We start from the raw sequence: 21,779 nt of genomic DNA, 5'->3' as shown, positions 1-21,779 counted from the left end.
TGCGTCACGCGGTCGCTTACGCCTCGCCCTGTCGGCGGCGGCGAAAACGCGCGAACGCCTGAACGTAAGCCTCGATATCCAGCGAATTCACCCGTTTTAACTCCGCCAGCAATCCGGGTTCGATCGCTTCTGCGCCGTGCAGCGCGCCGCAAATCGCGGTGGCCATCGCGCCGATGGTGTCGGTGTCGCCGCCCAGATTGGCGCACAGCACGGCGCACCGGGTAGGATCGGTTTGCGCCAGCTGCACCATCGCCAGCGCCGCAGGCACCGACTCGATGGTGCTCACCCCAGCGCCGATCAGCTGATACACCCGTTCGGAGGCCTGCTCAGTGTCAGCGGCTTCATCCACCACCTGAAACGCCAGTTCGATGCGCGCCGCCAGCGAAGGGCTGAACGTCGTCTCCTGCCGGCGCTGGGCATACTCCGCCACCTCCGGCAACGCCAGGCGAATCGAGGCCCAGTCCGCCCCCTCCACCGCCCGCGCGACGGCCCAGGCGATCGTCACGGCACCGGCGACGGCGATGTCGGATTTGTGCGTCGGGCTGGAAGCCAGCCACACCTGCTGGCAAAAATCCTCCAGCGGCGCGGAAGGCAGCACGCAGCCCAAAGGCGAAATGCGCATCGCCGCACCGTTGGTGATGCCGTTGTTTTCCAACTCGGCGATCGGCGTGCCCGCTTTCTGCTCGCTCAGCGCCAGTTTGGAACTGGGGCCGAGAATGTTCTTGTTGAAGGCGTCAAAACCGTCCACCCAGCGGATCACGTTGCTGGCAATCAGTTCCGGCACCACCTCGCCTTCCGCTTCCAGCAGCGCATCGGCCAGCGCCAATGCCATCGCGGTATCGTCGGTATATTGCCCGGCCTTGAAGTAGCAGGCGGCGGTGTTCTCCTTCGGCCCATCGAGAAAGCCGTCTATCCAGCCGAAGTGGCGCTTAACCCGCTCGCGCGGCCACAGCTCGGAAGGCATGCCGAGCGCGTCGCCCAGCATCTGTCCGTAAAGTGCGCCCGCTATGCGTTCTGCCTGGGTTAACTGCTTCATCCGTCGCTCCTGAAAAGTGTGCCGATACATCCATAATACCTTATTAGTACCTTTAAAGCTTTTCAAGCGGTCCGGTTCACCCTTCCGCCTGCCGGCAATGCCCACCGCGTTTAAGGTGCGTTTAACGTTGCCCCGCCGCTGTTTATCCGACGTTTATCAGAGCTTGCCGATAATGTCGGCGAACAAATTGATAACGCTTATTTTAATACATTGCTTCGGCTCTCTTGCGGGCCGAGCGGGTTATACCTACCATAACCTCAGCATTTTTTGCCAAAATGGTTCAGGTGGCCGCGTTATCCCCTGACACGCCGCAGAGCGTGTTCCCTTTTTTCGCGTGGGTGACAGGACGTTCACCCGCACAGTCACAGGAGTTCGCCATGCGAGTACTGGTTGTTGAAGATAATGGTTTGCTGCGCCACCACCTTTCCGTTCAGATGCGCGAGATGGGCCATCAGGTCGACGCGGCCGAAGACGCCAAGGAAGCCGATTACTTCCTGCAGGAACACGCGCCGGATATCGCCATCGTCGATCTCGGCCTGCCGGGCGAAGACGGCCTGAGCCTGATCCGCCGCTGGCGCGCACACCAGACCAAGCTGCCGATCCTGGTGCTGACCGCCCGTGAAAGCTGGCAGGACAAAGTGGCGGTGCTGGAAGCCGGCGCCGACGACTATGTCACCAAGCCGTTCCACCTGGAAGAAGTGATCGCCCGCATGCAGGCGCTGATGCGCCGCAACAGCGGCCTGGCTTCGCAGGTGATCGTGCTGCCGCCGTTCCAGATCGATCTGTCGCGCCGCGAACTGAGCGTTAACGATCAGCAAATCAAGCTGACCGCTTTTGAATACACCATCATCGAGACCCTGATCCGCAACGCCGGCAAGGTGGTGAGCAAGGATTCGTTGATGCTGCAACTCTACCCGGACGCCGAACTGCGCGAAAGCCACACCATCGACGTGCTGATGGGCCGCTTGCGTAAAAAGGTGCAGGCGGAATACCCGCATGAAGTGATCACCACGGTACGTGGCCAGGGCTATCGTTTTGACGCGAAGTGAACATGATGTTCAACAAGAATAAAAAACCGTTTTCGCTGCGCGCCCGCTTCCTGATGGCGACCGCCGGGGTGATCCTGGCGCTGTCGCTCTCTTACGGTTTGGTGGCGGTCGTCGGCTACATCGTCAGCTTCGACAAGACCGCCTTCCGCCTGCTGCGCGGCGAGAGCAACCTGTTCTTCAGCCTGGCGCAGTGGAAAGACAACAAGCTCACCATCGCCATTCCCCCCGATATCGATCTCAACTTCCCGACGCTGGTGTTTATCTACGACGATAAAGGCAACCTGCTGTGGAGCCAGCGCAAAGTGCCGGAGCTGGAGAAACTGATCAACAAGGAGTGGCTGGAGGAGTCCGGCTTCTACGAAATCGACACCGACACCCGCGTCAGTAGCGAAGTGCTGGGGGACAACCCCAAAGCGCAAAACCAGCTGAAAAATTACGACGATACCGATCAGAACGCGCTGACCCACTCGGTGGCGGTCAACACCTATGCCGCCACGCCTCGGCTACCGGCGCTGACCATCGTGGTGGTCGACAGCATTCCGCAGGAGCTGCAGCGATCCGACGTGGTGTGGGAGTGGTTCAGCTACGTGCTGTTGGCCAACCTGCTGCTGGTGGTGCCGCTGCTGTGGCTGGCGGCCTACTGGAGCCTGCGGCCGATCAAGGCGCTGGTCACTCAGGTGGGCGAGCTGGAGAACGGCGAGCGCGATCAGCTCGACGAAAATCCGCCCAGCGAGCTGCGCGGGCTGGTGCGCAATCTGAACATTCTGGTGCGCAACGAGCGCCAGCGTTACACCAAGTATCGCACCACCCTGTCAGATCTGACCCACAGCCTGAAAACGCCGCTGGCGGTGCTGCAAAGTACCCTGCGTTCACTGCGCAGCGGTAAACAGACCACCATCGAAGAAGCCGAGCCGATCATGCTGGATCAGATCGGCCGCATCTCGCAGCAGATCGGTTACTACCTGCACCGGGCCAGCATCAACTCCGGCCAGACGGTGCTGACGCGCGAGATCCACTCGGTGCCGGCGCTGCTCGACAGCCTGGTGGTGGCGCTGAACAAGGTTTATCAGCGCAAAGGGGTAGTGATCACGCTGGACATCTCGCCGGAGGTGACCTTTATGGGCGAGAAGAACGACTTTATGGAAGTGATGGGCAACGTGTTGGAAAACGCCTGCAAATACTGCCTGGAGTTCGTTGAGATCACCTCACTGCACTCCGAGAAAAACCTCACCATCGTCATCGACGACGACGGCCCGGGGATCCCGGAAAGCAAGCGCCAGCTGATCTTCCAGCGCGGCCAGCGGGTGGATACCCTGCGCCCCGGCCAGGGCCTGGGACTGTCGGTGGCGGCGGAGATCATCGAGCAGTACGACGGCGAAATCGTCATCAGCGACAGCCCGCTCGGCGGCGCGCGCATGCAGGTCACCTTCGCCCGCCAGCACGACACCCACCACAACGAGTAAATTATGCCTCTGCGGCCCCGATCCACGGGGCCAAACTTCCGTTATAATCGCACTCAGGCTCACTCCTCTCTCCTGGAATAGAACATGGATTATCAATTAGACCTGGACTGGAACGATTTTTTGCAACGTTATTGGCAAAAGCGTCCGGTGATTCTGAAGCGCGGCTTCAAAAACTTTATCGATCCGATCTCCCCGGATGAGCTGGCCGGGCTGGCGATGGAAAACGAAGTGGACAGCCGCCTGGTCAGCCACCAGGACGGCCGTTGGCAGGTTGCGCACGGCCCCTTCGAGAGCTTCGACCACCTGAGCGAAAACAACTGGTCGCTGCTGGTGCAGGCGGTGGACCACTGGCATGAGCCTTCTGCAGCGCTGATGCGCCCGTTCCGCCAGCTGCCGGACTGGCGGATGGATGACCTGATGATCTCCTTCTCGGTACCGGGCGGCGGCGTCGGCCCGCACCTCGATCAGTACGACGTGTTCATCATTCAGGGCACCGGCCGCCGCCGCTGGCGCGTCGGGGAAAAAACGCCGCTGAAACAGCACTGCCCGCATCCGGATCTGCTGCAGGTGGAACCGTTCGACGCCATCATCGACGAAGAGATGGAGCCGGGCGACATTCTCTACATTCCGCCGGGCTTCCCGCACGAAGGCTACGCGCTGGAAAACGCGCTCAACTACTCGGTGGGCTTCCGCGCACCGAACGGCCGCGAGCTGGTGAGCGGCTTCGCCGACTACGTGCTGGCGCGCGAGCTGGGCAGCAAGCGCTACGGCGATCCGGACGTTAAACTGCGCGAACACCCGGCGGAGATCCTGCCGCAGGAAGTGGACGCCTTACGGCAGATGATGCTGGATCTGGTGCAACAGCCGGAACACTTCCAGCACTGGTTCGGCGAGTTCATCTCCCAGTCGCGCCACGAGCTGGATCTGGCGCCGCCGGAGCCACCGTATCAGGCCGGGGAAATCTACGAGCTGCTGCAACAGGGTGAAGCGCTACAGCGCCTGGGTGGGTTGCGCGTGCTGCGCGTCGGCGATCGTTGCTTCGTCAACGGCGAGCTGATCGACACCGACCAGCTGCAGGCCGCAGACGCCCTGTGCCAAAACTTCAGCGTCGATGCCGCCCTGCTCGGCGACGCGGTGGACGACCCGTCGTTCCTGGCGCTGCTGACCGCGCTGGTCAACAGCGGGTATTGGTACTTTAACGACTGATTGCGGTCACGCGAACAAGCCACCCTGCCGGGTGGCTTTTTTATGCCTGGCGCGCCTGCGCGCAATAATCCGCCAGTTCCCCCGCCGCCATGCCCGCCTGCTCCGCCGCCGCACAAATCTGCCGCCAGGTATTGGCATCGATCGGGATGCCCTGCTCCAGCCGCGCCGCGCGGTTGGCCTCTTCCCACTCTCCCGGGACGGCGATCGGCTGTTCGCCGCTCGGCGGCGAAGCTTTCACCCAGCCGATAAAGGCTTCGGCTTCGGCCTGCATTTGCGGGGCGTCGAAGGCCTGAGGATCGAGGATCAGGGTCGTCATGCAGTTGAAGATGGCGTCGCTGTCGGCTTTCAGCGTGGCGTCGTGGGTGGTGCGGCCGCCGGAAAGCGCGCCGCCGAGGATTTCGCACATCGCCGCCAGCGCATAGCCTTTGTGCAAGCCGAACGGCAGCAGCGAACCGAACGGCGCTTCGTGCATAACTTTCGGTTCGGTGGTGGGTTGCCCGTGTTCGTCGATCAGATAGCCCGGCGCCACCGACAGCCCTTTGTTATAGGCCACCCGGGTCTTGCCGAAGGCGATACCGCTGGTGGCAAAATCCAACAGCAGCGGCGTGCGGCCCGGCCGCGGGAAAATGGCGCAGAACGGGTTGGTGCCGAAGCGGCGATCGCTGCCGCCGAACGGCGCCACCATCGGATCACCTACCACGTTGACGAAGTGAATCGAGATAAAACCGGCGCGGGCGCACTGCTCCGCCCAATGGCCGATGCGGCCGATATGGTGCGCGTTGTGCAGCGCCACCGCCGCCAGGCCCAGTGTGCCGGCGCGCTCAATGCCCAACGCCATCGCTTCGCTGGCCACCACCTGGCCGAAGCCGCGCGCGCCGTCGAGCGTCAGCACCGCGCCGGCGTCGCGCACCACCTCGGCATGCTGATTGAGCTGCAATTGCCCCTGCGCCAACGACGCCATGTAGCTGGGGATCATGCCGACGCCGTGCGAGTCGTGCCCGGCCAGATTAGCCTGCACCAGATGTTCGGCCACCAGCTCGGCTTCGCGCGCCGTGCTGCCGGCCTGGCGCCAAATCGCCTGAACGAACTGCGCCAAATGCGGGCTGGCGATACGGTATTCGGTGCTCATCATGCGGTCCTTATGCGTGGGGAATAGGCTTCCACACTATGAGCAACGCCTTGTTACGGCAAGCGATTATGCCGATCGCAAGCGTCCCGTTTTAACTACAGTATCCGCACGTTAGCTCAGGCGACAAAAAAGCGAGGGCCGCTACTTTAGCCACCCGGCATAAGGCTCGCGTTATGGCACCCCCACCAGCCAAAAAAGAAACCCCCAACAAAATTTCGTTTGCCGGGGGTTAAAGAAGCACGAATCAGACCATAACCACGGCTATTCGATACCGTATTTTTTCTCGGTTACGAATTTCGGCTCTTTCCAATTGGGGCCTTTAACTACTTTTCCATTTTGATCTTGAAGCACCCCTTTTTGGAATAATGCATCGTAAGTAGAAGAGAGTTCCCCGCTAGAAATTGCATCAAAGCGATTATAGGTATATAGACGATCCAATTTACGGTAATCAGAGGTCGGCCCCAAAAAAGTTAGCACATCTTCTACACTTTCATTTTTAACGATATCTTTTAAAGGCATTATTTCTTCCCTCCCATAGCATCTTTCAGCTCCTGTTCATATGCGGCTTGTAGGGCCCCATCTGTATAAAGTGCCTGTTCTTTTTCATTTATTCTATAGTCTTCAAGCGTAGCAGTATGTGTATTATTCCATACGGCCTTCCGTTCTTGAACACTGTGCGGAACCTCACCATCTTTTATGCCAAGATTCCTATACCTTTCCAACTCTCTGATTTCATGAGTATAAAATCGCCTATCGGTGTCAGTAGGTTGTAGCTCCCCTTTCAAAATTTTATCCAAACGGCCAATCATCACTTGGTTTTCCGGAGTCTGTTCAAAACGCCCAGTATGCAGCTTCACCTTATCCACGCCGGCACGGTCGATGCTGGCCCCTTTCCAATCCAGATTCTGAATGGGGCCTCCAGCTTTATTGGTGTTGTATTCACGACCGCTGTATTTGCCCCTGGCGTTGGTTTCACCATAGGGTTTGCTCACCATCACATAGATGGCCTCTACACCAATCTCCGTCGCATCCGGCTGCCACAGGATAAAGTCTTGCAGATCCTGCACCACATCCGCCGGGAAGGTGGTGACCACGATGCTGTCCGCCTGCCTGATGCCGGACCTTGAAGGGTAACCGAGTAACCGCTATTAAATTAGCTCTTCACTTCCTTGCCATCGTTACGAAACAATAAAATGCCCAATAGACTCTCGTCTATTGGGCGTTAGGGTCACTTTTGTTAACTATTCTGTCACTATGAAGGCGGTTCTTTTTATCTTGCCCAATACCCAGATAATTTCAAATCTACTAGAGCACCTATCCTAATAAGTGTTCAGATAAAATTGAATTTTTCTAGTGTCGTTATAACTGCGGCACGCAATCCGGCATCATCAAGTTCATAATCAGCACGTTCTGAATCAGGATTGTAAACTTCAGCTATCATAAATAGCTCTTCCCCACAATTCATAACGTTTCTATCCTGATCCTTAACCCCGTAGAGCATACGTCTTTCTACACATATTTTTTCGGAGAACTCCAATGCACCGACCTCTTTTCTTAGAAAACTCTTAGCCAGATCAATAATTGCCATCCGATTCATAAATCCCCCGTATCTAAATATATCCTACCGTTATCTGCGTCTGGATTTATCTTCCACCCTGATAAGAAATCGCCGTTTTCTTTTAAAACAACAACATTCATTGTGTTAGGATTGAAAAACACCTTAGATCCTTTCTCTCGTCTATAAACCCCTCTTTCTACCGTATCCTTATCATTCAAATGAGCCTCGAGCGCATCGCGGTATTTAGTCAGAGTCTCTCTGTTTTTTCTGGTATCCGCAACACCAAAGTCACTCGCGTGCTTGTACTTTTTATCCAGTTGCTGGCGAGTAAAACGCCCCGAGTCCAAGGGATCACTGACCATCACATAGATGGCCTCTACACCAATCTCCGTCGCATCCGGCTGCCACAGGATAAAGTCTTGCAGATCCTGCACCACATCCGCCGGGAAGGTGGTGACCACGATGCTGTCCGCCTGCCTGATGCCGGTGCCGGTATGCACTGGCGATTTGGGCCCCGGTGAGCCGTTGCCGGTATGCGCCGGCGCTGCCGGCCCGGTCGGCACCGGGTTGATCAGTATCGTTCTGGCCGGTGTGCCCGCCACCGCCGGCAGCGTGATTTTGTCCAGCCCCGTCAGCTCATCGCGAACGGGTCTGAATACCGGCACGCTCGGCGATACGCCGCCGACGCCCGTTCTGACGAAGTTGACGCTCTGTCTCCCGTCATCGTCGGTGGTGATAAATCCGCGCACCGGCAAATCGACCGAGGTCATGCCGGGCTGGATGGTCGCCCTGCCCGCCGCCGCCAGGCTCGCCTGGAGGGCAAACAGATTGACATCCCGCCCGGGCACCTGGGCACTCCCGGCTCCGGCCTCTGTCGGGTAGAAGCCGAGGGCAAAAGCCCCCAGCACCGATCCGGCGGCGACTACGGTGCCGGCGCGTATACTGCCAACTTCATAAGCCGCCCGCCACGACGCGCTCGCTGCCCAGCCGGCCAGTTCGCTCGTGGTCGTCATCACGCCTTGCCCGACCGTCGACGTTTGCAGCATCGCGGGCGCGCGGTTAAGCACCATGGCGCCTGCGGCAGCCAGTGCCGCATTGGCCGCTTTTAGCTTTTCCGGGGAGTAGGCCGGTGCATCCAGAATCCCCGCTTTGGCGAACAACGCTTTTCTTGCGGCTTCCACCTTGCGGGCCTCTTCAGCCTTGCGGGCCTCTTCAGCCTTGCGGGCTTCTTCTGCTTTGCGAGCCTCTTCAGCCTTACGAGCTTCTTCAGCCTTGCGGGCCTCCTCAGCCTTTCGGGCCTCCTCAGCTTTACGGGCCTCCTCAGCTTTACGAGCCACTTCAGCCACTTCTCGTTCTACCTGTTTAAATTGTTGGTAGGCCGAGGTCAAAGAAGGCACTTCGACATTACGTTGCCGGTAACCTGTGCGATCGCTCCCTTTTCCGCCTCCGTTGATCTCATACCGTTCCGTAATTTCAGTCATCACCCTATTATTATCAAGCCAGAAACCCGGTGGGATTTTTCCATTAAGCATCTCGGAATAGGTGGCTAATGACACCTTATCTTCAGCGGTAGAATTGTTACCATTACTGTTCCCGTTGGGTGCACTCTGATAATTACCGATCTTATGGCCAGTATCAATATGACCGACAAAACCGGTCACTCCAGACTTATTAAAATCAAAACCAATGACATTTTTTAATTGTGGCTCAGACTTTAATGCGTTACGCACACCTATTTCATCAACAGCGCGAACGTCATTGACCTGAACCTGCAATCTGCCGCTATCATCCAACCCCGTCAAAGATACTGAGGCATAAGGTGCAAGGGCTCGTCTTATTTTCAGCAAGCTTCCCAGTATATTCTTAACGTTAGGATCATTTTTGATAGCATTGACCTGCCGTTGCTTAGCGGCTTCCCGAGAGTTCCCACTGATGCTACTGTCTCTGCCGCCATTACCGTTCGAGCCGCCTGGCGTCGAACCATCAGGTCGAGCATTGAGATTATCGCCGCTGCCGCCCATATAATCTCCGGCGGTAGGGCCATGGCCATTCAGTTCCTGTGGCATATTATTTTCTCCTGGATATTACTAATCCTTCAGATGCACTGAAGGCGATTTATTCCCTGTCTGGCAAACGTCGACATGCAAAAATATTTCCGCGTCGATGGACGCTCAATTTTATTTCCAGCTCACAGAGATTGAATAAATCGCCGTTTTATTATCGTTATTGGCTGGAAATCATGCCTTCCAACGCTGCCACCCGCGATTCCAACCCTTCTCGGGCCGCTCGCTCTTCCTTAAGCGCCTCAACCAACAACGCCACCACGCCGTTGATATTGATGCCGCGGGCATCCTTCAGCACGCTGCCGTCGTTGAGCTTCAATTCGGTTTGGGTTACCGACTGCGGCAATACGCTCTCCACTTCCTGAGCGATCACCCCGGCCTCCGGCACGCCCTGTTTGAGGTAGGTGTAGCCGCCAATATTGGCCAGCTTGTCCAATGCGCCGGCAATTTGGGTGATGTCCGTTTTCATGCGGGCATCGGAGCTGCTGTTCCAGGCGCCGTTGGTGTAGGCATGACCGTTATTCCGGAACTCATACCATCCTTGCGCCCCGCCGTTGGCCACATGGAATGCCATGGCATGGTATTGGCTAATGTGTTCAATATGATAAATATCTGCGCTCAGATCCCCATTTCCCTGAAGACGCACCCCATTGGTAATACGTTCTGCTTTACCTGAAACGTCAATATTGCCGGCAGCGACAATCCAGCCATTGCCGTTACGTTTTGTCAGTTGCCCGGCAGAGAGCTCGCTGTTCGCCTTTACTTGAATTTCATTCCAGCGTCCCGCAAGGTCGCTATAAGCCAGTAATCCCGTATCTTCTTTCCCGGGGATAATCCGCGCGCCCATCATCATAGAAGAACTGACTCCGCTGGTGACGAAGCGCGTATGAATATACGGTGCGTTGTATGCCTGCCCATTTATCAGGGGAGTGGGTCCCGTGGTCACCGCTCCTATACCCGCGTCATGCGATACCATCGCACCACCGGAAATATCAACGCCGTTGCCGAGTGCAACCCTGCCGGAAGCCAGGCTGAAAGCGAAAGGACGCGAGGTGTTCCATTGTCCGTTTTGAGCTTGCCCAGCCTGAGTTGTCAGTAAGTAGAAAGCCTCGCCATCATTACGCAGCATCACACCGGTATTGCCATTTGCCAGCCGAAAACCGTTGGCCGATTTGGAGACGATTTCACCGTCGCTGACCACGCGCTGGCGCAGCGTAGACAGCGATTTCAGCTCCGCGATATCGTCGTTAACGCCGTTAATCACCTGAGCATTTTTCTTTTCTTCTGCCATGATTGTTACCCTCTTACGTCCTGTTTGATGGCGGTTAACAGCGCTCATTCCCCCAGCATTCCCTGGCCACTGGGCTCACCGCACCGAAGCTGTAAAACCGGTTAAGCACACAGCAATGCTGTATGCATAACCAGCACCTTATCTCGAAGGATAATGGGATTCCCTCACTGCGGATTGTGTGGTGAACGAAACAACCATGAGATCGGGAGCCATAAAGAGAGCAGAAGAAGAGAACGGCGGGCACGCTGAGCCCGCCGGGCGTATCAGAAAAGGGAATGCGGGCCGGCGCAAGCCGGCCGGGAAACGAAGGTGTTTACCGCGCCCGCTCGGCGGCCAGCGCCGCGATACGCATGATCACCGCCACCGCTTGCTCCATGCCTTCCAGGGTCACGAATTCGTGCTTGCCGTGGTAGTTGTAGCCGCCGGTGAACAGGTTCGGGCACGGCAGGCCGCGGAACGACAGCTGCGCGCCGTCGGTGCCGCCGCGGATCGGCTTCATCACCGGTTCGATGTCGCAGTCGCGCATCGCCTGCTGCGCCAGCGCGATCACATGCGGGTGCTCCGCCACCTGTTCGCGCATGTTGTAATAGCTGTCTTCGATGCTCACTTCGATATAGCAATCGCGCGGTAGGCCTTTGCCGACCTCGCGGGCGATGTCCACCATCTTGCGCTTGCGCGCTTCAAACCCCTCGCGCTCGAAGTCGCGCAGGATATAGTGCATTTCGGCGCGCTCTACGCTGCCCTTGATGCTGCTGAGGTGATAAAAGCCCTGGTAGCCTTCGGTGGTCTCCGGCGCTTCGTCCGCCGGCAGCGCCTGATGAATGCGGGTGGCCAGCGACAGCGCGTTGACCATCACGCCCTTGGCGCTGCCGGGGTGCACGCTGTTGCCGAGGATTTTGATCGTCACCGAGGCGGCGTTGAAGTTCTCGCACTCCAGCTCACCGACGCCGCCGCCGTCCACGGTGTAAGCCCATTCGGCATTGAAGGCCGCCACGTCGAACAGCTGTGCCCCCTTGCCCACCTCCTCGTCCGGGGTGAAGGCCACGCGGATGTCGCCGTGCGGGATTTTGCGCGCGCGCAGGCGCACCATGGCGGTGAGGATCTCGGCGATGCCGGCCTTGTCGTCGGCGCCCAGCAGCGTTTTGCCGTCGGTGGTAATCAGGGTCTGCCCCAGCATCTGGTGCAGGATCGGGAACATCACCGGCGACAGCACTTCATCGCCGATGCCGAGCGCGATGTCGCCGCCGCGATAGTTCTCGACGATCTGCGGATTGACGTGTTTGCCGCTGAAATCCGGCGAGGTATCCAGATGGGCGATAAAACCGACCGCCGGCACCGGCCAGGCGACGTTGCCCGGCCAGGTGCCCATCACGCAGCCGTGTTCGCTGAGCGACACCCGCTCGAAGCCGAGCGCGATCATTTCCTGCTGCAACGCACGCGCCAGCTTCAACTGCCCGTCGGTGCTCGGCACATGCTTTACGTTCGCTTTGGACTGGGTGTCGAAAGAGACGTAGTTGAAAAAGCGGTCAAGTAATTTGTCCATGGTAGCGGCCCCTCAGAATATCGCGTTTCATTATGCGGAACCGATCAGGATCAAATATTGCGTCAGGTCATTTTTAACCAGAATTCGCCAATATCATTAATCTTTGTGATGATTTCTGAGGGAAATAACACTGTCATCACAGGGTCATTTGTCGCTATCATGATGAAAAACGCGGCATCTGGGCCAGATCGGCTTTCAATTCCGGCATTCAGCGTCTATCATGCGCGCTCGAAAAATTTCCATTGGCGCAACTGGTTTGAGCTTCATTTGATCAGCGGGCATTCCGCAAGCTCCGGCAGTCTTTTCCAGTTGCGGTTCTATCTGCATTAGCCCACGGGATAGAGTAATACGATAAATGACTGAGACATCCTCTCTGACTCCCCTTGTTGAACTGCATGCCCTGAGCAAAGCGTTCGATGGCAAAACCATCATTGCCGATCTCGAACTGGCGATTAACCACGGCGAATTCCTCACCATTCTCGGCCCCTCCGGCTGTGGCAAAACCACGGTGCTGCGCCTGATCGCCGGTCTTGAAGACGCCGATCGGGGCCGCATCGTGCTCGACGGCCAGGACATCACCGCCATTCCGGCCGAACATCGCCACGTCAACACCGTGTTTCAGAGCTATGCCCTGTTTCCGCACATGTCGGTGTTCGACAACGTCGCCTTTGGCCTGCGCATGCAAAAGGTGCCGGCGGCAGAACTGACGCCGCGCGTCGAAGAGGCGCTGCGCATGGTGCAGCTGGATGCGTTCGCCCAGCGGCGCCCGGGCCAGCTCTCCGGCGGCCAACAGCAGCGCGTGGCCATCGCCCGCGCAGTGGTCAACAAGCCGAAGGTGCTGCTGCTGGACGAATCGCTGTCGGCGCTGGACTACAAGCTGCGCAAACAGATGCAGAACGAGCTGAAGGCGCTGCAGCGCAAGCTGGGCATCACCTTCGTGTTCGTCACCCACGATCAGGAAGAAGCGCTGACCATGTCGGATCGCATCGTGGTGATGCGTGAAGGCCGCATCGAGCAAGACGGCACGCCGCGTGAGATCTACGAAGAGCCGAAGAACCTGTTCGTCGCCAGCTTTATCGGCGAGATCAACATCTTCGACGCGGTGGTCTTGCAGCGCCTCGATGCGCAGCGGGTGCGCGCCAACGTCGAAGGCCGCGAGTGCGACATCTATGCCGATCTGCCGGTAGAGCCGGGCCAAAAGCTGAAGGTGCTGCTGCGCCCGGAGGATCTGCGGGTAGAAGAAGTGAACGACAGCGCGCAGCACGACGGGCTGATCGGCTACGTGCGCGAGCGCAACTACAAAGGCATGACGCTGGAGTCGGTGGTTGAGCTGGAGAGCGGTAAAACGGTGATGGTCAGCGAGTTCTTCAATGAAGACGATCCGGACGTCGACCACTCGCTCAACCAGAAGATGGCGGTGACCTGGGTTGAAAGCTGGGAGGTGGTGCTGGCCGATGAAGAAATCGCGTAAAGTCTTCCAGAATGTGGTGATCGTCGGCGTCGTCGCCTGGCTGCTGTTGTTCGTGTTCATGCCGAACCTGATGATCATCGCCACCAGCTTCCTGACCCGCGACGACGCCAATCTGGTGCAGATGGTGTTCACGCTGGATAACTATCGGCGCTTGTTCGATCCGTTGTATGCCCAGGTGCTGCTGCACTCGCTGAACATGGCGCTGATCGCCACCCTGTGCTGCCTGGTGATTGGCTACCCGTTCGCCTTTATCCTGGCGCGGTTGCCGCAGAAGGTGCGGCCGCTGCTGCTGTTTCTGCTGATCGTGCCCTTCTGGACCAACTCGCTGATCCGCATCTACGGCCTGAAGCTGTTTCTCAGCACCCGCGGCTATCTCAACGACGCGCTGCTGTGGATCGGCATCATCGACAAGCCGCTGCGCATCATGTACACCTCGGAAGCGGTGATCCTCGGCCTGGTGTATATCCTGCTGCCGTTTATGGTGATGCCGCTCTACTCCAGCATCGAAAAACTCGATAAGTCCTGCCTGGAAGCGGCGCGCGATCTCGGCGCCAGCAAGCTGCAGACCTTTATCCGCATCATCGTGCCGCTGACCATGCCGGGCATTATCGCCGGCTGCCTGCTGGTGGTGCTGCCGGCGATGGGGCTGTTCTTCGTCGCCGATCTGATGGGCGGCGCCAAGAATCTGCTGATCGGCAACGTGATTAAAAGCCAGTTCCTCAATATCCGCGACTGGCCGTTCGGCGCGGCTACCAGCATCTGCCTGACGCTGGTGATGGGGCTGTTGCTGCTGGTCTATTACCGGGCCGCCCGCCTGCTGAACAAGAAGGAGGATCTGGCATGATCGGACGTCTGCTGCGCGGCGGCTTTATGACGCTGGTGTACGCCTACCTGTATATCCCGATCGTCATCCTGATCGTCAACTCCTTCAACGCTTCGCGCTTCGGCATCAGTTGGCAAGGAGCCACCACCAAGTGGTACAGCACGCTGCTGAATAACGACAGCCTGCTGCAGGCCGCCGGCCATTCGCTGACCATGGCGGTGCTCTCCGCCACCTTCGCCACGCTGATCGGCTCGCTGACCGCGGTGGCGCTGTACCGTTACCGCTTCCGCGGCAAGCCGTTCGTCGGCGGCATGCTGTTCGTGGTGATGATGTCGCCGGACATCGTGATGGCCATCTCGTTGCTGGTGCTGTTCATGCTGCTCGGCATTTCGCTCGGCTTCTGGTCGCTGCTGTTCTCGCACATCACCTTTTGCCTGCCGTTCGTGGTGGTGACCGTTTACGCGCGCCTGAAAGGGTTCGACGTGAAGATGCTGGAGGCCGCGCGCGATCTCGGCGCAAGCGAGTTCACCATTTTGCGCAAGATCATCCTGCCGCTGGCGATGCCGGCGGTGGCGGCCGGCTGGCTGCTGAGCTTCACCCTGTCAATGGACGACGTGGTCGTCTCCTCCTTCGTCACCGGGCCGAGCTACGAAATCTTGCCGCTGAAGATCTATTCGATGGTGAAAGTCGGCGTCTCGCCGGAGGTCAACGCGCTGGCCACCATTTTGCTGCTGCTGTCGCTGGTGCTGGTGATCGCCAGCCAGTGGGTGATGCGCGATCGCTCGCCCAAGGCCGAGTAGCCCTTCCCGCCGGGCGCGGCAGCGCCCGACTCTTTCATTCGCCGCAGTGATATGACTGCGGCCGTTTTTGATCGGCCAGGCTCGGTTAACCCGCTGATTTGCCGCTGGGATAACCGCCTTTACCCACCCCGCCCCGGCCCCTATAATGGCCCCTTTCTGGGGTATGGCGCGGCCGCCAAACGGTTTGCCCATACGGGTTCGGCTCATTACTGCTGAAGGATACGCTGCATGAAAAAGTGGTCACATCTGCTCGCAGCCGGGATGATGGCGCTGAGTTTCTGCTCTGCAAACGCCTCTGACGGCAAAACGCTGTATTTCTATAACTGGACTGAATACGTCCCGCCGGGGCTGCTGGAGCAGTTCACCAAGGAAACCGGCATCAAGGTGATCTATTCCACCTATGAATCCAACGAAAGCATGTACGCCAAGCTGAAGACCTATAAAGACGGCGCGTACGATCTGGTGGTGCCTTCCACCTACTTCATCGCCAAGATGAGCAAGGAAGGCATGCTGCAAAAAATCGACAAGAGCAAGCTCAGCCACTTCAAGGATCTCGATCCTGCCCTGCTGAACAAGCCGTTCGATCCTAACAACGACTATTCCATCCCCTATATCTGGGGCGCCACCGCCATCGGCGTTAACAGCGATGCGCAGGAGCCCTCTACCGTCACGTCCTGGGCCGATCTGTGGCAGCCGCAGTACAAAGGCCGCCTGCTGCTGACCGATGACGCGCGCGAAGTGTTCCAGATGGCGCTGCTCAAGCTGGGCTATTCCGGCAACACCACCGACCCGAAAGAGATCGAAGCCGCCTATCACGAACTGCAGAAATTGATGCCGAACGTGCTGGCCTTCAACTCCGACAACCCGGGCAACCCGTTTATGGAAGGGGAAGTCAACGTCGGTATGGTGTGGAACGGTTCGGCCTTCGTGGCGCGCCAGGCCGGCACGCCGCTGGAGATCGTCTGGCCGAAGGAAGGCGGGATCTTCTGGATGGATAGCCTGGCCATTCCGGCCAACGCGCGCAACGTCGAGGGGGCGCTGAAGCTGATCGACTTCCTGCTGCGGCCGGAAATCGCGGTGCAGGTGGCGGAAACCATCGGTTACCCGACGCCGAACCTGGCGGCGAAGAAGCTGCTGTCGCCGGAGATCGCCAATGACAAGTCACTCTACCCGGATAAGGCGGTGATTGAGCACGGCGAGTGGCAAAACGACGTCGGCGACGCCAGCACGCTGTACGAAAGCTACTTCCAAAAGCTGAAAGCCGGGCGCTAACACGCTCCGCCATCCCATCAGGGCGCGCAGTGCGCCCTGATGCCTTTCTCAGGGCCTGTCGGCCCGCGCCACCTTGCCCACCAGGAACTTGTGCACAAAACGCGGCACCACTTCGCTGGCCAGGCCGTAGTGTTTCTCGTCGAACTGGCTCTCCACCTGGCTCGGCTCCAGGTTCAGCTCCATGGCGTAGGCGCCGCCCAGCCGCGCCTCATGCACGAAGCCGGCCGCCGGATAGACGTGGCCGGAGGTGCCGATGGCGACGAAGAAATCGGCCTTGCTCAGCGCCTGATAAATATCGTCCATGCCCAGCGGCATCTCGCCGAACCACACCACGTGCGGCCGCAGCGGCGCCGGGAACTGGCAGCAGTGGCAACGATCGTCAACGCTGAGATCGCCGGGCCATTCGAACACCTGGCCCGACTGGGTGCAACGCACCTTCAGCAATTCGCCGTGCATGTGGAGCACCCGCTTGCTGCCGGCGCGCTCATGCAGGTTATCGATGTTTTGCGTGACCAGCAGGAAGTTGTCCCCCAGCCACTCTTCCAGATCCGCCAGCGCGCGGTGCGCGGCGTTCGGGGCGATCTCCTCCGTCTGCAGCTGGCGGCGGCGTTCGTTGTAAAACGCCTGCACCAGCGCCGGATCGCGCTGAAAACCTTCCGGCGTGGCGACGTCCTCCACCCGGTGCTCTTCCCACAGCCCATCCGCGGCGCGGAAGGTGCGAATGCCCGATTCGGCCGAAATGCCGGCCCCGGTCAACACCACCACAAACGGCTTTTTCAGCTCGGCCGCCGCCATGGTGTCACGGTGAAAAATGCGTGAACGAAAGCGCTGATGCAGCACATGCTTACTCTTGCGAAACTGACACAGCCGATGGCGAGTGTGCATTAACTCTCTCCTTACTTTTCCCTGTTTACCAAATTGAGGAACGCTGCGCCGCGCACGCCGCCGGCGTCGCCATAGCGCGCCTTCTCGATGCGCGGCAGCCGGGCCACCCGCAGCAGGTGCGCCGGCAGCCGCTGCGGCAACGCCTGGTAAATGGCGTCGAAGTTCGACAGCCCGCCGCCGATCACCACCAGGTGCGGATCCAGCACCGTCAGCAGGTTGCCGAGGCAGATCGCCAGCACGTCCATAAAGCGGTCGACGTGGGCCACCGCCTGCGGCTCACCCGCCTGATAATGCGCAATGATCTCGGTGGCAGGCAAGTGCCGGCCATAGAAATGGGCGTACATCCATTCGAAACCGCGGCCCGATATGTAATTTTCAATGCAACCCTGATGGCCGCACCCGCAGGCAACGCGAGGCACATCACGCCCCAAGACCTCGAGCGCGTCCACCGGCAGGCGCAAATGGCCGAACTCGCCGGCAATATAGTTACGCCCTGGCACCGTCTTGCCGTCGACGATCAGCCCACCGCCTACGCCGGTGCCGAGGATGATGCCCAGCACCGTCGGGTAGCGGCGAAACTCGTCGTCCCAGGCCTCCGACAGCGCAAAGCAGTTGGCGTCGTTATCGACCCGCACCTCGCGCCCGATCAGCGCCGCCAGATCGCGCGGCAGCGGCCGCCCCATCGCCGCCGGCACGTTGGCGGTAAACAGCGTGCCGTCATCGTCGTTGGGCAGGCCCGGGATGCCGATGCCGACGCTGCCGCGCCGGCCACAAAACGCATCCGCCTGAAGGGTCAGATCGCACAGCGTGGCCAGCAGCTGCCGGTAGTCTTCACGCGGCGTCGGCACCCGCTTTTGCCAAATGCGCTGCAGCTGGTCGTCGAACACCCCCAGCTCAATCTTGGTGCCGCCCATATCGAAACCGTAGTACATAACCCATCCCCAGGCTAAAAAAACGGGGCGGCATCGCTGCCTCCCCGTGGGTTTTATTGTCCGCTCAGCACCCGCGCCGGATCGATGCGGCTGGCGCGCCTGGCCGGATACCAACTGGCCAGCAGGCTCAGCACGATGGCGGTCGCCAGCACGATCAGCACGTCCAGCCAGTGCAGCTCGGAAGGCAGGAAGTCGATGAAGTAGATATCGCCCGACAGGAAGGAGTGGCCGACCAGTTTCTCGATGCCCCGGATGATGTTGGTCAGCTGCAGCGAGGCGATCACCCCGATCACCACGCCGCTCAGGCTGCCCAGCAGCCCGGCCAGCAGCCCATACCAGATGAAGATGGCGCGAATAAAGCCATCTTTGGCGCCCAGGGTGCGCAGCACCGCGATGTCGGCGCTTTTGTCTTTCACCGCCATCACCAGCGTGGACACGATGTTGAAGCAGGCCACGCCGATCACCAGCACCATCGCCAGGTACATAATGGCGCGGATCATCTGGATATCGCGATACATGTAGCCGTACTTGCCGATCCAGCTTTTGATGTAGATATAAGAATTGGTCACTTCGCCGGCGTCGCGCACCAGTTTATTGGCGGCGAACACGTCGTTCATCTTGAGGGCGATGCCCGTGACGCTGTCACCCATATCGAGATACTGCTGCGCATCGGCCAGCGGCACCAGCGCCAGGCTGTGATCGAGCTGGCCGCTGAGCTGCAAAATGCCGGTCACGTGCAGACGGATGCGCTTCGGCTGCAGCAGCTTCATTTCCGGGTCGCTGTTGGGGATCATCACCGTCACATAGGCGCCCTGCTTGACGCCCAGCGCGTCGGCCACGCCCTTGCCGAGGATCACCTGCTGCTCGCCGGGCTTGAAGTTGGCCCAGGCGTCGCCCTGCACATACTGCGGCAGCGCGCTAAGCCGGCTCTCCTGCTGCGGATCAACGCCTTTGACTTCCACCGCGCGCAGCTGCGCGCCGTTCTCCATCAGGCCGGTAAAGTTGATGTACGGCGCGGCGGCCACAATGCCCGGCACCTTTTCCACCCGCTGCAGAATCGACGGCCAGCCGCTGAACGGCTGATTGACCGGCTCGAGTTCGCCGTGCGGCACCACCGCCAGAATGCGGTTCTTCAGCTCGCGCTCAAAGCCGTTCATCGCGCTCAGGCCGACGATCAGCACCGCCACCCCTAGCGCGATGCCGATGGTGGAGATGACCGAGATCAGCGACACCATGCCGCCGCGTTTACGGCCGCGGCTGAAACGCAGGGCCGTCAGGAAGGACAGTGAGGCTCCCGCCATTACTCGGCCCCCATCAGGGTCAGCTGCGCCTGCAGGTGGCCGTCGGCCATTTCCAGCTGGCGGCTCAGGCGCTTGGCCAGCTGCAGATCGTGCGTCACCACCAGAAAAGCGGTGCCCTGACGCACGTTCAGCTCGCCCAGCAGATCGAAGATGCTGTCTGCGGTGCGTTTGTCCAGGTTACCGGTCGGTTCGTCCGCCAGCACCAGAGCCGGGTTGTTGACCAGCGCGCGCGCGATCGCCACGCGCTGACGCTCGCCGCCGGAGAGTTCGGACGGGCGGTGCTTGCTGCGTTTTTCCAGCCCGACCGCCGCCAGCATCTCCCGCGCCTTCTCCTGCGCCTGCGCCGGCTTGGCGCCGCCTATCAGCAGCGGCATGGCGGCGTTTTCCAGCGCGGTGAAGTCCGGCAGTAAATGGTGAAACTGATAGATGAAGCCCAGCTGGCGGTTGCGCAGCTCGGCCTTGGCCGCCGAAGACATGGCGTTCAGCGATTCGCCCTTGAAGATCACCTCGCCGGAGGTCGGTGAGTCCAACCCGCCCAGCAGGTGCAACAGGGTACTCTTGCCGGAACCCGAGCTGCCGACGATCGCCATCATCTCGCCCTGCTGCATGGCAAAGCTGACATTGCGCAGCACGTCGGTGTGCAGATTGCCTTCCTGATAGGTCTTGCACAGGTTGTCACACTGCAGCAAAAGATGGTTACTCATAACGTAAAGCCTCAGCGGGTTGTACGGCGGCAGCGCGCCATGAAGGATAAAGCGTTGACAACAAGGAAACCGCCATCGCCACCACGGCGATGATCGTTACCTGCAGCGGATCGACCGCCACCGGCAGCGAAGCGCCGTCGATCAAGGCGCCGAGGATCGGCATCAGGTTATTCAGGTTGGTGGCCAGCAGCACGCCGAGCAGCGTGCCGAGCAGCGAACCGATGATGCCGGCGCTGGCGCCCTGCACCATAAACACCGACATGATCTGGCGGCGAGTCAGCCCCTGGGTCTGCAGAATGGCGACCTCGCCCTGCTTTTCCATCACCAGCAGGCCGAGCGACGTAATGATGTTAAACGCCGCCACCGCCACGATCAGGCTGAGCAGCAGCCCCATCATGTTTTTCTCCATGCGCACCGCCTGGAACAGCTCGCCCTTGCGATCGCGCCAGTCTTTCCAGACCGTGCCCGCCGGCAGCGCCTGTTGGCTGAGGGTATCGACCGCCAGCGGCTGCTGCAGGAACAGGCGCCAGCCGGTGATGTTGCCCGCCGGGTAGCGCATCAGGCGCGAAGCGTCCTGTTGGTTGACCAGCAGCTGATAGCCGTCCACCTCGCTGTTGGCGTGGAAGGTGCCGATAAGGGTGAACAGGCGCTGGCTGGGTATGCGGCCCATCGGTGTGAACTGGCTGGCGCTCGGCACCATCACGCGCAGCGAATCGCCGCGCTTGACGCCGAGTTGCCCCGCCAGCTGTTCGCCGATGATGATGTTGTATTGGCCCGGCTGCAGCTGTTGCTGCTTGACGTTGACCAGATACGGGGTCAGCGGATCGGCTTCGTCGGGATTGACGCCGAGCATCACCCCGACCGCCACGCTGCGGGCGCTTTGCAGCACCACGTCACCGGTGGTCAGCGGTGCGACGCGCGTGACGCCCTGCAGCTTCTGCACCTCGGAGGCCGGCAGCTGCTGCGGGTTGACCGATCCTTGCGGACTGGTAACCAACGCCTGCGGCATCAGGCCGAGGATGTTGTTCTCCAGATCCTTTTCGAAACCGTTCATCACCGACAGCACGGTGACCAACGCCATCACCCCCAGCGTAATGCCGATGGTGGAAAGCCAGGAAACAAACCGCCCGAAGCGGTCTGAGGCTCGCCCGCGCATGTAGCGCAGGCCAATGAATAACGCGACAGGTTGATACATGAAATCCGTTTGATAGCCGTGGCTTAAGCAAAGTGATCATGGATAATAAAGGCTCTCC

21 protein-coding genes are annotated in these 21,779 nt (G+C 59.6%); 8 read left to right on the top strand and 13 right to left on the bottom strand.

Going from position 1 to position 21,779, the window contains the following annotated elements:
- Positions 1-16 precede the first annotated feature (16 nt).
- Positions 17-1,036 (bottom strand): ADP-ribosylglycohydrolase family protein, encoded by a 1,020-nt coding sequence (locus tag QOL81_RS15410; RefSeq protein WP_070914801.1) that lies wholly within the window; start codon positions 1,034-1,036, stop codon positions 17-19.
- 377 nt (positions 1,037-1,413) lie between these two features.
- Here QOL81_RS15410 and phoP point away from each other — a divergent pair, with 377 nt between their 5' ends.
- From phoP to QOL81_RS15395, 3 genes are all read left to right on the top strand, one after another.
- The gene (gene phoP, locus QOL81_RS15405; protein ID WP_004941169.1) at positions 1,414-2,085 is read left to right on the top strand and encodes a two-component system response regulator PhoP; all 672 of its coding nucleotides are present in this window, start codon (positions 1,414-1,416) and stop codon (positions 2,083-2,085) included.
- 5 nt (positions 2,086-2,090) lie between these two features.
- Positions 2,091-3,548 (top strand): two-component system sensor histidine kinase PhoQ, encoded by a 1,458-nt coding sequence (phoQ, locus tag QOL81_RS15400; RefSeq protein ID WP_049288549.1) that lies wholly within the window; start codon positions 2,091-2,093, stop codon positions 3,546-3,548.
- An 84-nt stretch (positions 3,549-3,632) separates the two neighbouring features.
- Positions 3,633-4,754 (top strand): ribosomal protein uL16 3-hydroxylase, encoded by a 1,122-nt coding sequence (locus QOL81_RS15395; protein ID WP_033638200.1) that lies wholly within the window; start codon positions 3,633-3,635, stop codon positions 4,752-4,754.
- 40 nt (positions 4,755-4,794) lie between these two features.
- On the opposite strand, the gene QOL81_RS15390 is transcribed toward QOL81_RS15395, so the two are convergent.
- From QOL81_RS15390 to pepT, 7 genes are all read right to left on the bottom strand, one after another.
- The gene (locus QOL81_RS15390; RefSeq protein ID WP_197757660.1) at positions 4,795-5,883 is read right to left on the bottom strand and encodes a malate/lactate/ureidoglycolate dehydrogenase; all 1,089 of its coding nucleotides are present in this window, start codon (positions 5,881-5,883) and stop codon (positions 4,795-4,797) included.
- Between the two features lie 261 nt (positions 5,884-6,144).
- Positions 6,145-6,402 (bottom strand): hypothetical protein, encoded by a 258-nt coding sequence (locus tag QOL81_RS15385; RefSeq protein WP_015377593.1) that lies wholly within the window; start codon positions 6,400-6,402, stop codon positions 6,145-6,147.
- Complete coding sequence (locus tag QOL81_RS15380) at positions 6,402-6,998, bottom strand: S-type pyocin domain-containing protein (RefSeq protein WP_197756639.1); 597 nt, start codon at positions 6,996-6,998, stop codon at positions 6,402-6,404. Before QOL81_RS15380 ends, QOL81_RS15385 begins: the two co-directional genes overlap by 1 nt.
- 215 nt (positions 6,999-7,213) lie before the next feature.
- A complete protein-coding gene (locus tag QOL81_RS15375; RefSeq protein WP_226873076.1) occupies positions 7,214-7,471 on the bottom strand; it encodes a colicin immunity domain-containing protein in 258 nt (85 codons plus the stop codon).
- 5 nt (positions 7,472-7,476) lie between these two features.
- Positions 7,477-9,507 carry an S-type pyocin domain-containing protein gene (locus tag QOL81_RS15370; protein ID WP_283439911.1) on the bottom strand — a complete coding sequence of 677 codons (2,031 nt, stop codon included), beginning with the start codon at positions 9,505-9,507 and terminating at the stop codon, positions 7,477-7,479.
- Positions 9,508-9,664: 157 nt separating this feature from the next.
- Positions 9,665-10,795, bottom strand: a complete 1,131-nt coding sequence (locus QOL81_RS15365; RefSeq protein WP_060419743.1) for a tail fiber domain-containing protein — start codon at positions 10,793-10,795, stop codon at positions 9,665-9,667.
- Between the two features lie 313 nt (positions 10,796-11,108).
- A complete protein-coding gene (gene pepT / locus QOL81_RS15360) occupies positions 11,109-12,338 on the bottom strand; it encodes a peptidase T (protein ID WP_004941154.1) in 1,230 nt (409 codons plus the stop codon).
- A 57-nt stretch (positions 12,339-12,395) separates the two neighbouring features.
- Between pepT and QOL81_RS15355 the strand changes: the two genes are divergently transcribed.
- The 5 genes from QOL81_RS15355 to potD all read left to right on the top strand — a co-directional run bounded on the left by QOL81_RS15355 (position 12,396) and on the right by potD (position 16,704).
- Entirely contained in the window at positions 12,396-12,668 is a 273-nt protein-coding gene (locus QOL81_RS15355) for a hypothetical protein (RefSeq protein WP_126179550.1), read from the top strand.
- Positions 12,669-12,693: 25 nt separating this feature from the next.
- Complete coding sequence (potA, locus tag QOL81_RS15350; RefSeq protein WP_060440168.1) at positions 12,694-13,809, top strand: spermidine/putrescine ABC transporter ATP-binding protein PotA; 1,116 nt, start codon at positions 12,694-12,696, stop codon at positions 13,807-13,809.
- Positions 13,793-14,653, top strand: a complete 861-nt coding sequence (gene potB / locus QOL81_RS15345) for a spermidine/putrescine ABC transporter permease PotB (RefSeq protein ID WP_060419356.1) — start codon at positions 13,793-13,795, stop codon at positions 14,651-14,653. Before potA ends, potB begins: the two co-directional genes overlap by 17 nt.
- Entirely contained in the window at positions 14,650-15,432 is a 783-nt protein-coding gene (gene potC, locus QOL81_RS15340; RefSeq protein WP_047727722.1) for a spermidine/putrescine ABC transporter permease PotC, read from the top strand. The genes potB and potC overlap by 4 nt, the downstream gene beginning before the upstream one ends.
- A gap of 228 nt (positions 15,433-15,660) precedes the next feature.
- Positions 15,661-16,704 (top strand): spermidine/putrescine ABC transporter substrate-binding protein PotD, encoded by a 1,044-nt coding sequence (gene potD, locus QOL81_RS15335; RefSeq protein ID WP_060419358.1) that lies wholly within the window; start codon positions 15,661-15,663, stop codon positions 16,702-16,704.
- A 48-nt stretch (positions 16,705-16,752) separates the two neighbouring features.
- Here potD and cobB read toward each other — a convergent pair whose 3' ends face one another.
- The 5 genes from cobB to lolC are packed head-to-tail and all read right to left on the bottom strand — an operon-like array spanning position 16,753 to position 21,721.
- Positions 16,753-17,589 (bottom strand): Sir2 family NAD+-dependent deacetylase, encoded by an 837-nt coding sequence (gene cobB, locus QOL81_RS15330; protein WP_015377583.1) that lies wholly within the window; start codon positions 17,587-17,589, stop codon positions 16,753-16,755.
- A gap of 11 nt (positions 17,590-17,600) precedes the next feature.
- Entirely contained in the window at positions 17,601-18,521 is a 921-nt protein-coding gene (nagK, locus tag QOL81_RS15325; protein WP_141958975.1) for an N-acetylglucosamine kinase, read from the bottom strand.
- 53 nt (positions 18,522-18,574) lie between these two features.
- Positions 18,575-19,822 carry a lipoprotein-releasing ABC transporter permease subunit LolE gene (gene lolE, locus QOL81_RS15320; protein ID WP_025302503.1) on the bottom strand — a complete coding sequence of 416 codons (1,248 nt, stop codon included), beginning with the start codon at positions 19,820-19,822 and terminating at the stop codon, positions 18,575-18,577.
- Positions 19,822-20,526 (bottom strand): lipoprotein-releasing ABC transporter ATP-binding protein LolD, encoded by a 705-nt coding sequence (lolD, locus tag QOL81_RS15315; protein ID WP_004941120.1) that lies wholly within the window; start codon positions 20,524-20,526, stop codon positions 19,822-19,824. The genes lolE and lolD overlap by 1 nt, the downstream gene beginning before the upstream one ends.
- Positions 20,519-21,721 (bottom strand): lipoprotein-releasing ABC transporter permease subunit LolC, encoded by a 1,203-nt coding sequence (gene lolC, locus QOL81_RS15310; protein WP_038877815.1) that lies wholly within the window; start codon positions 21,719-21,721, stop codon positions 20,519-20,521. Before lolC ends, lolD begins: the two co-directional genes overlap by 8 nt.
- Positions 21,722-21,779: the final 58 nt, after the last annotated feature.

The organism is Serratia sp. CC22-02, from assembly GCF_900182895.1.
In the GTDB taxonomy this organism is placed as follows: domain Bacteria; phylum Pseudomonadota; class Gammaproteobacteria; order Enterobacterales; family Enterobacteriaceae; genus Serratia; species Serratia nevei.
This window is presented reverse-complemented; position numbering and strand designations above follow the sequence as displayed.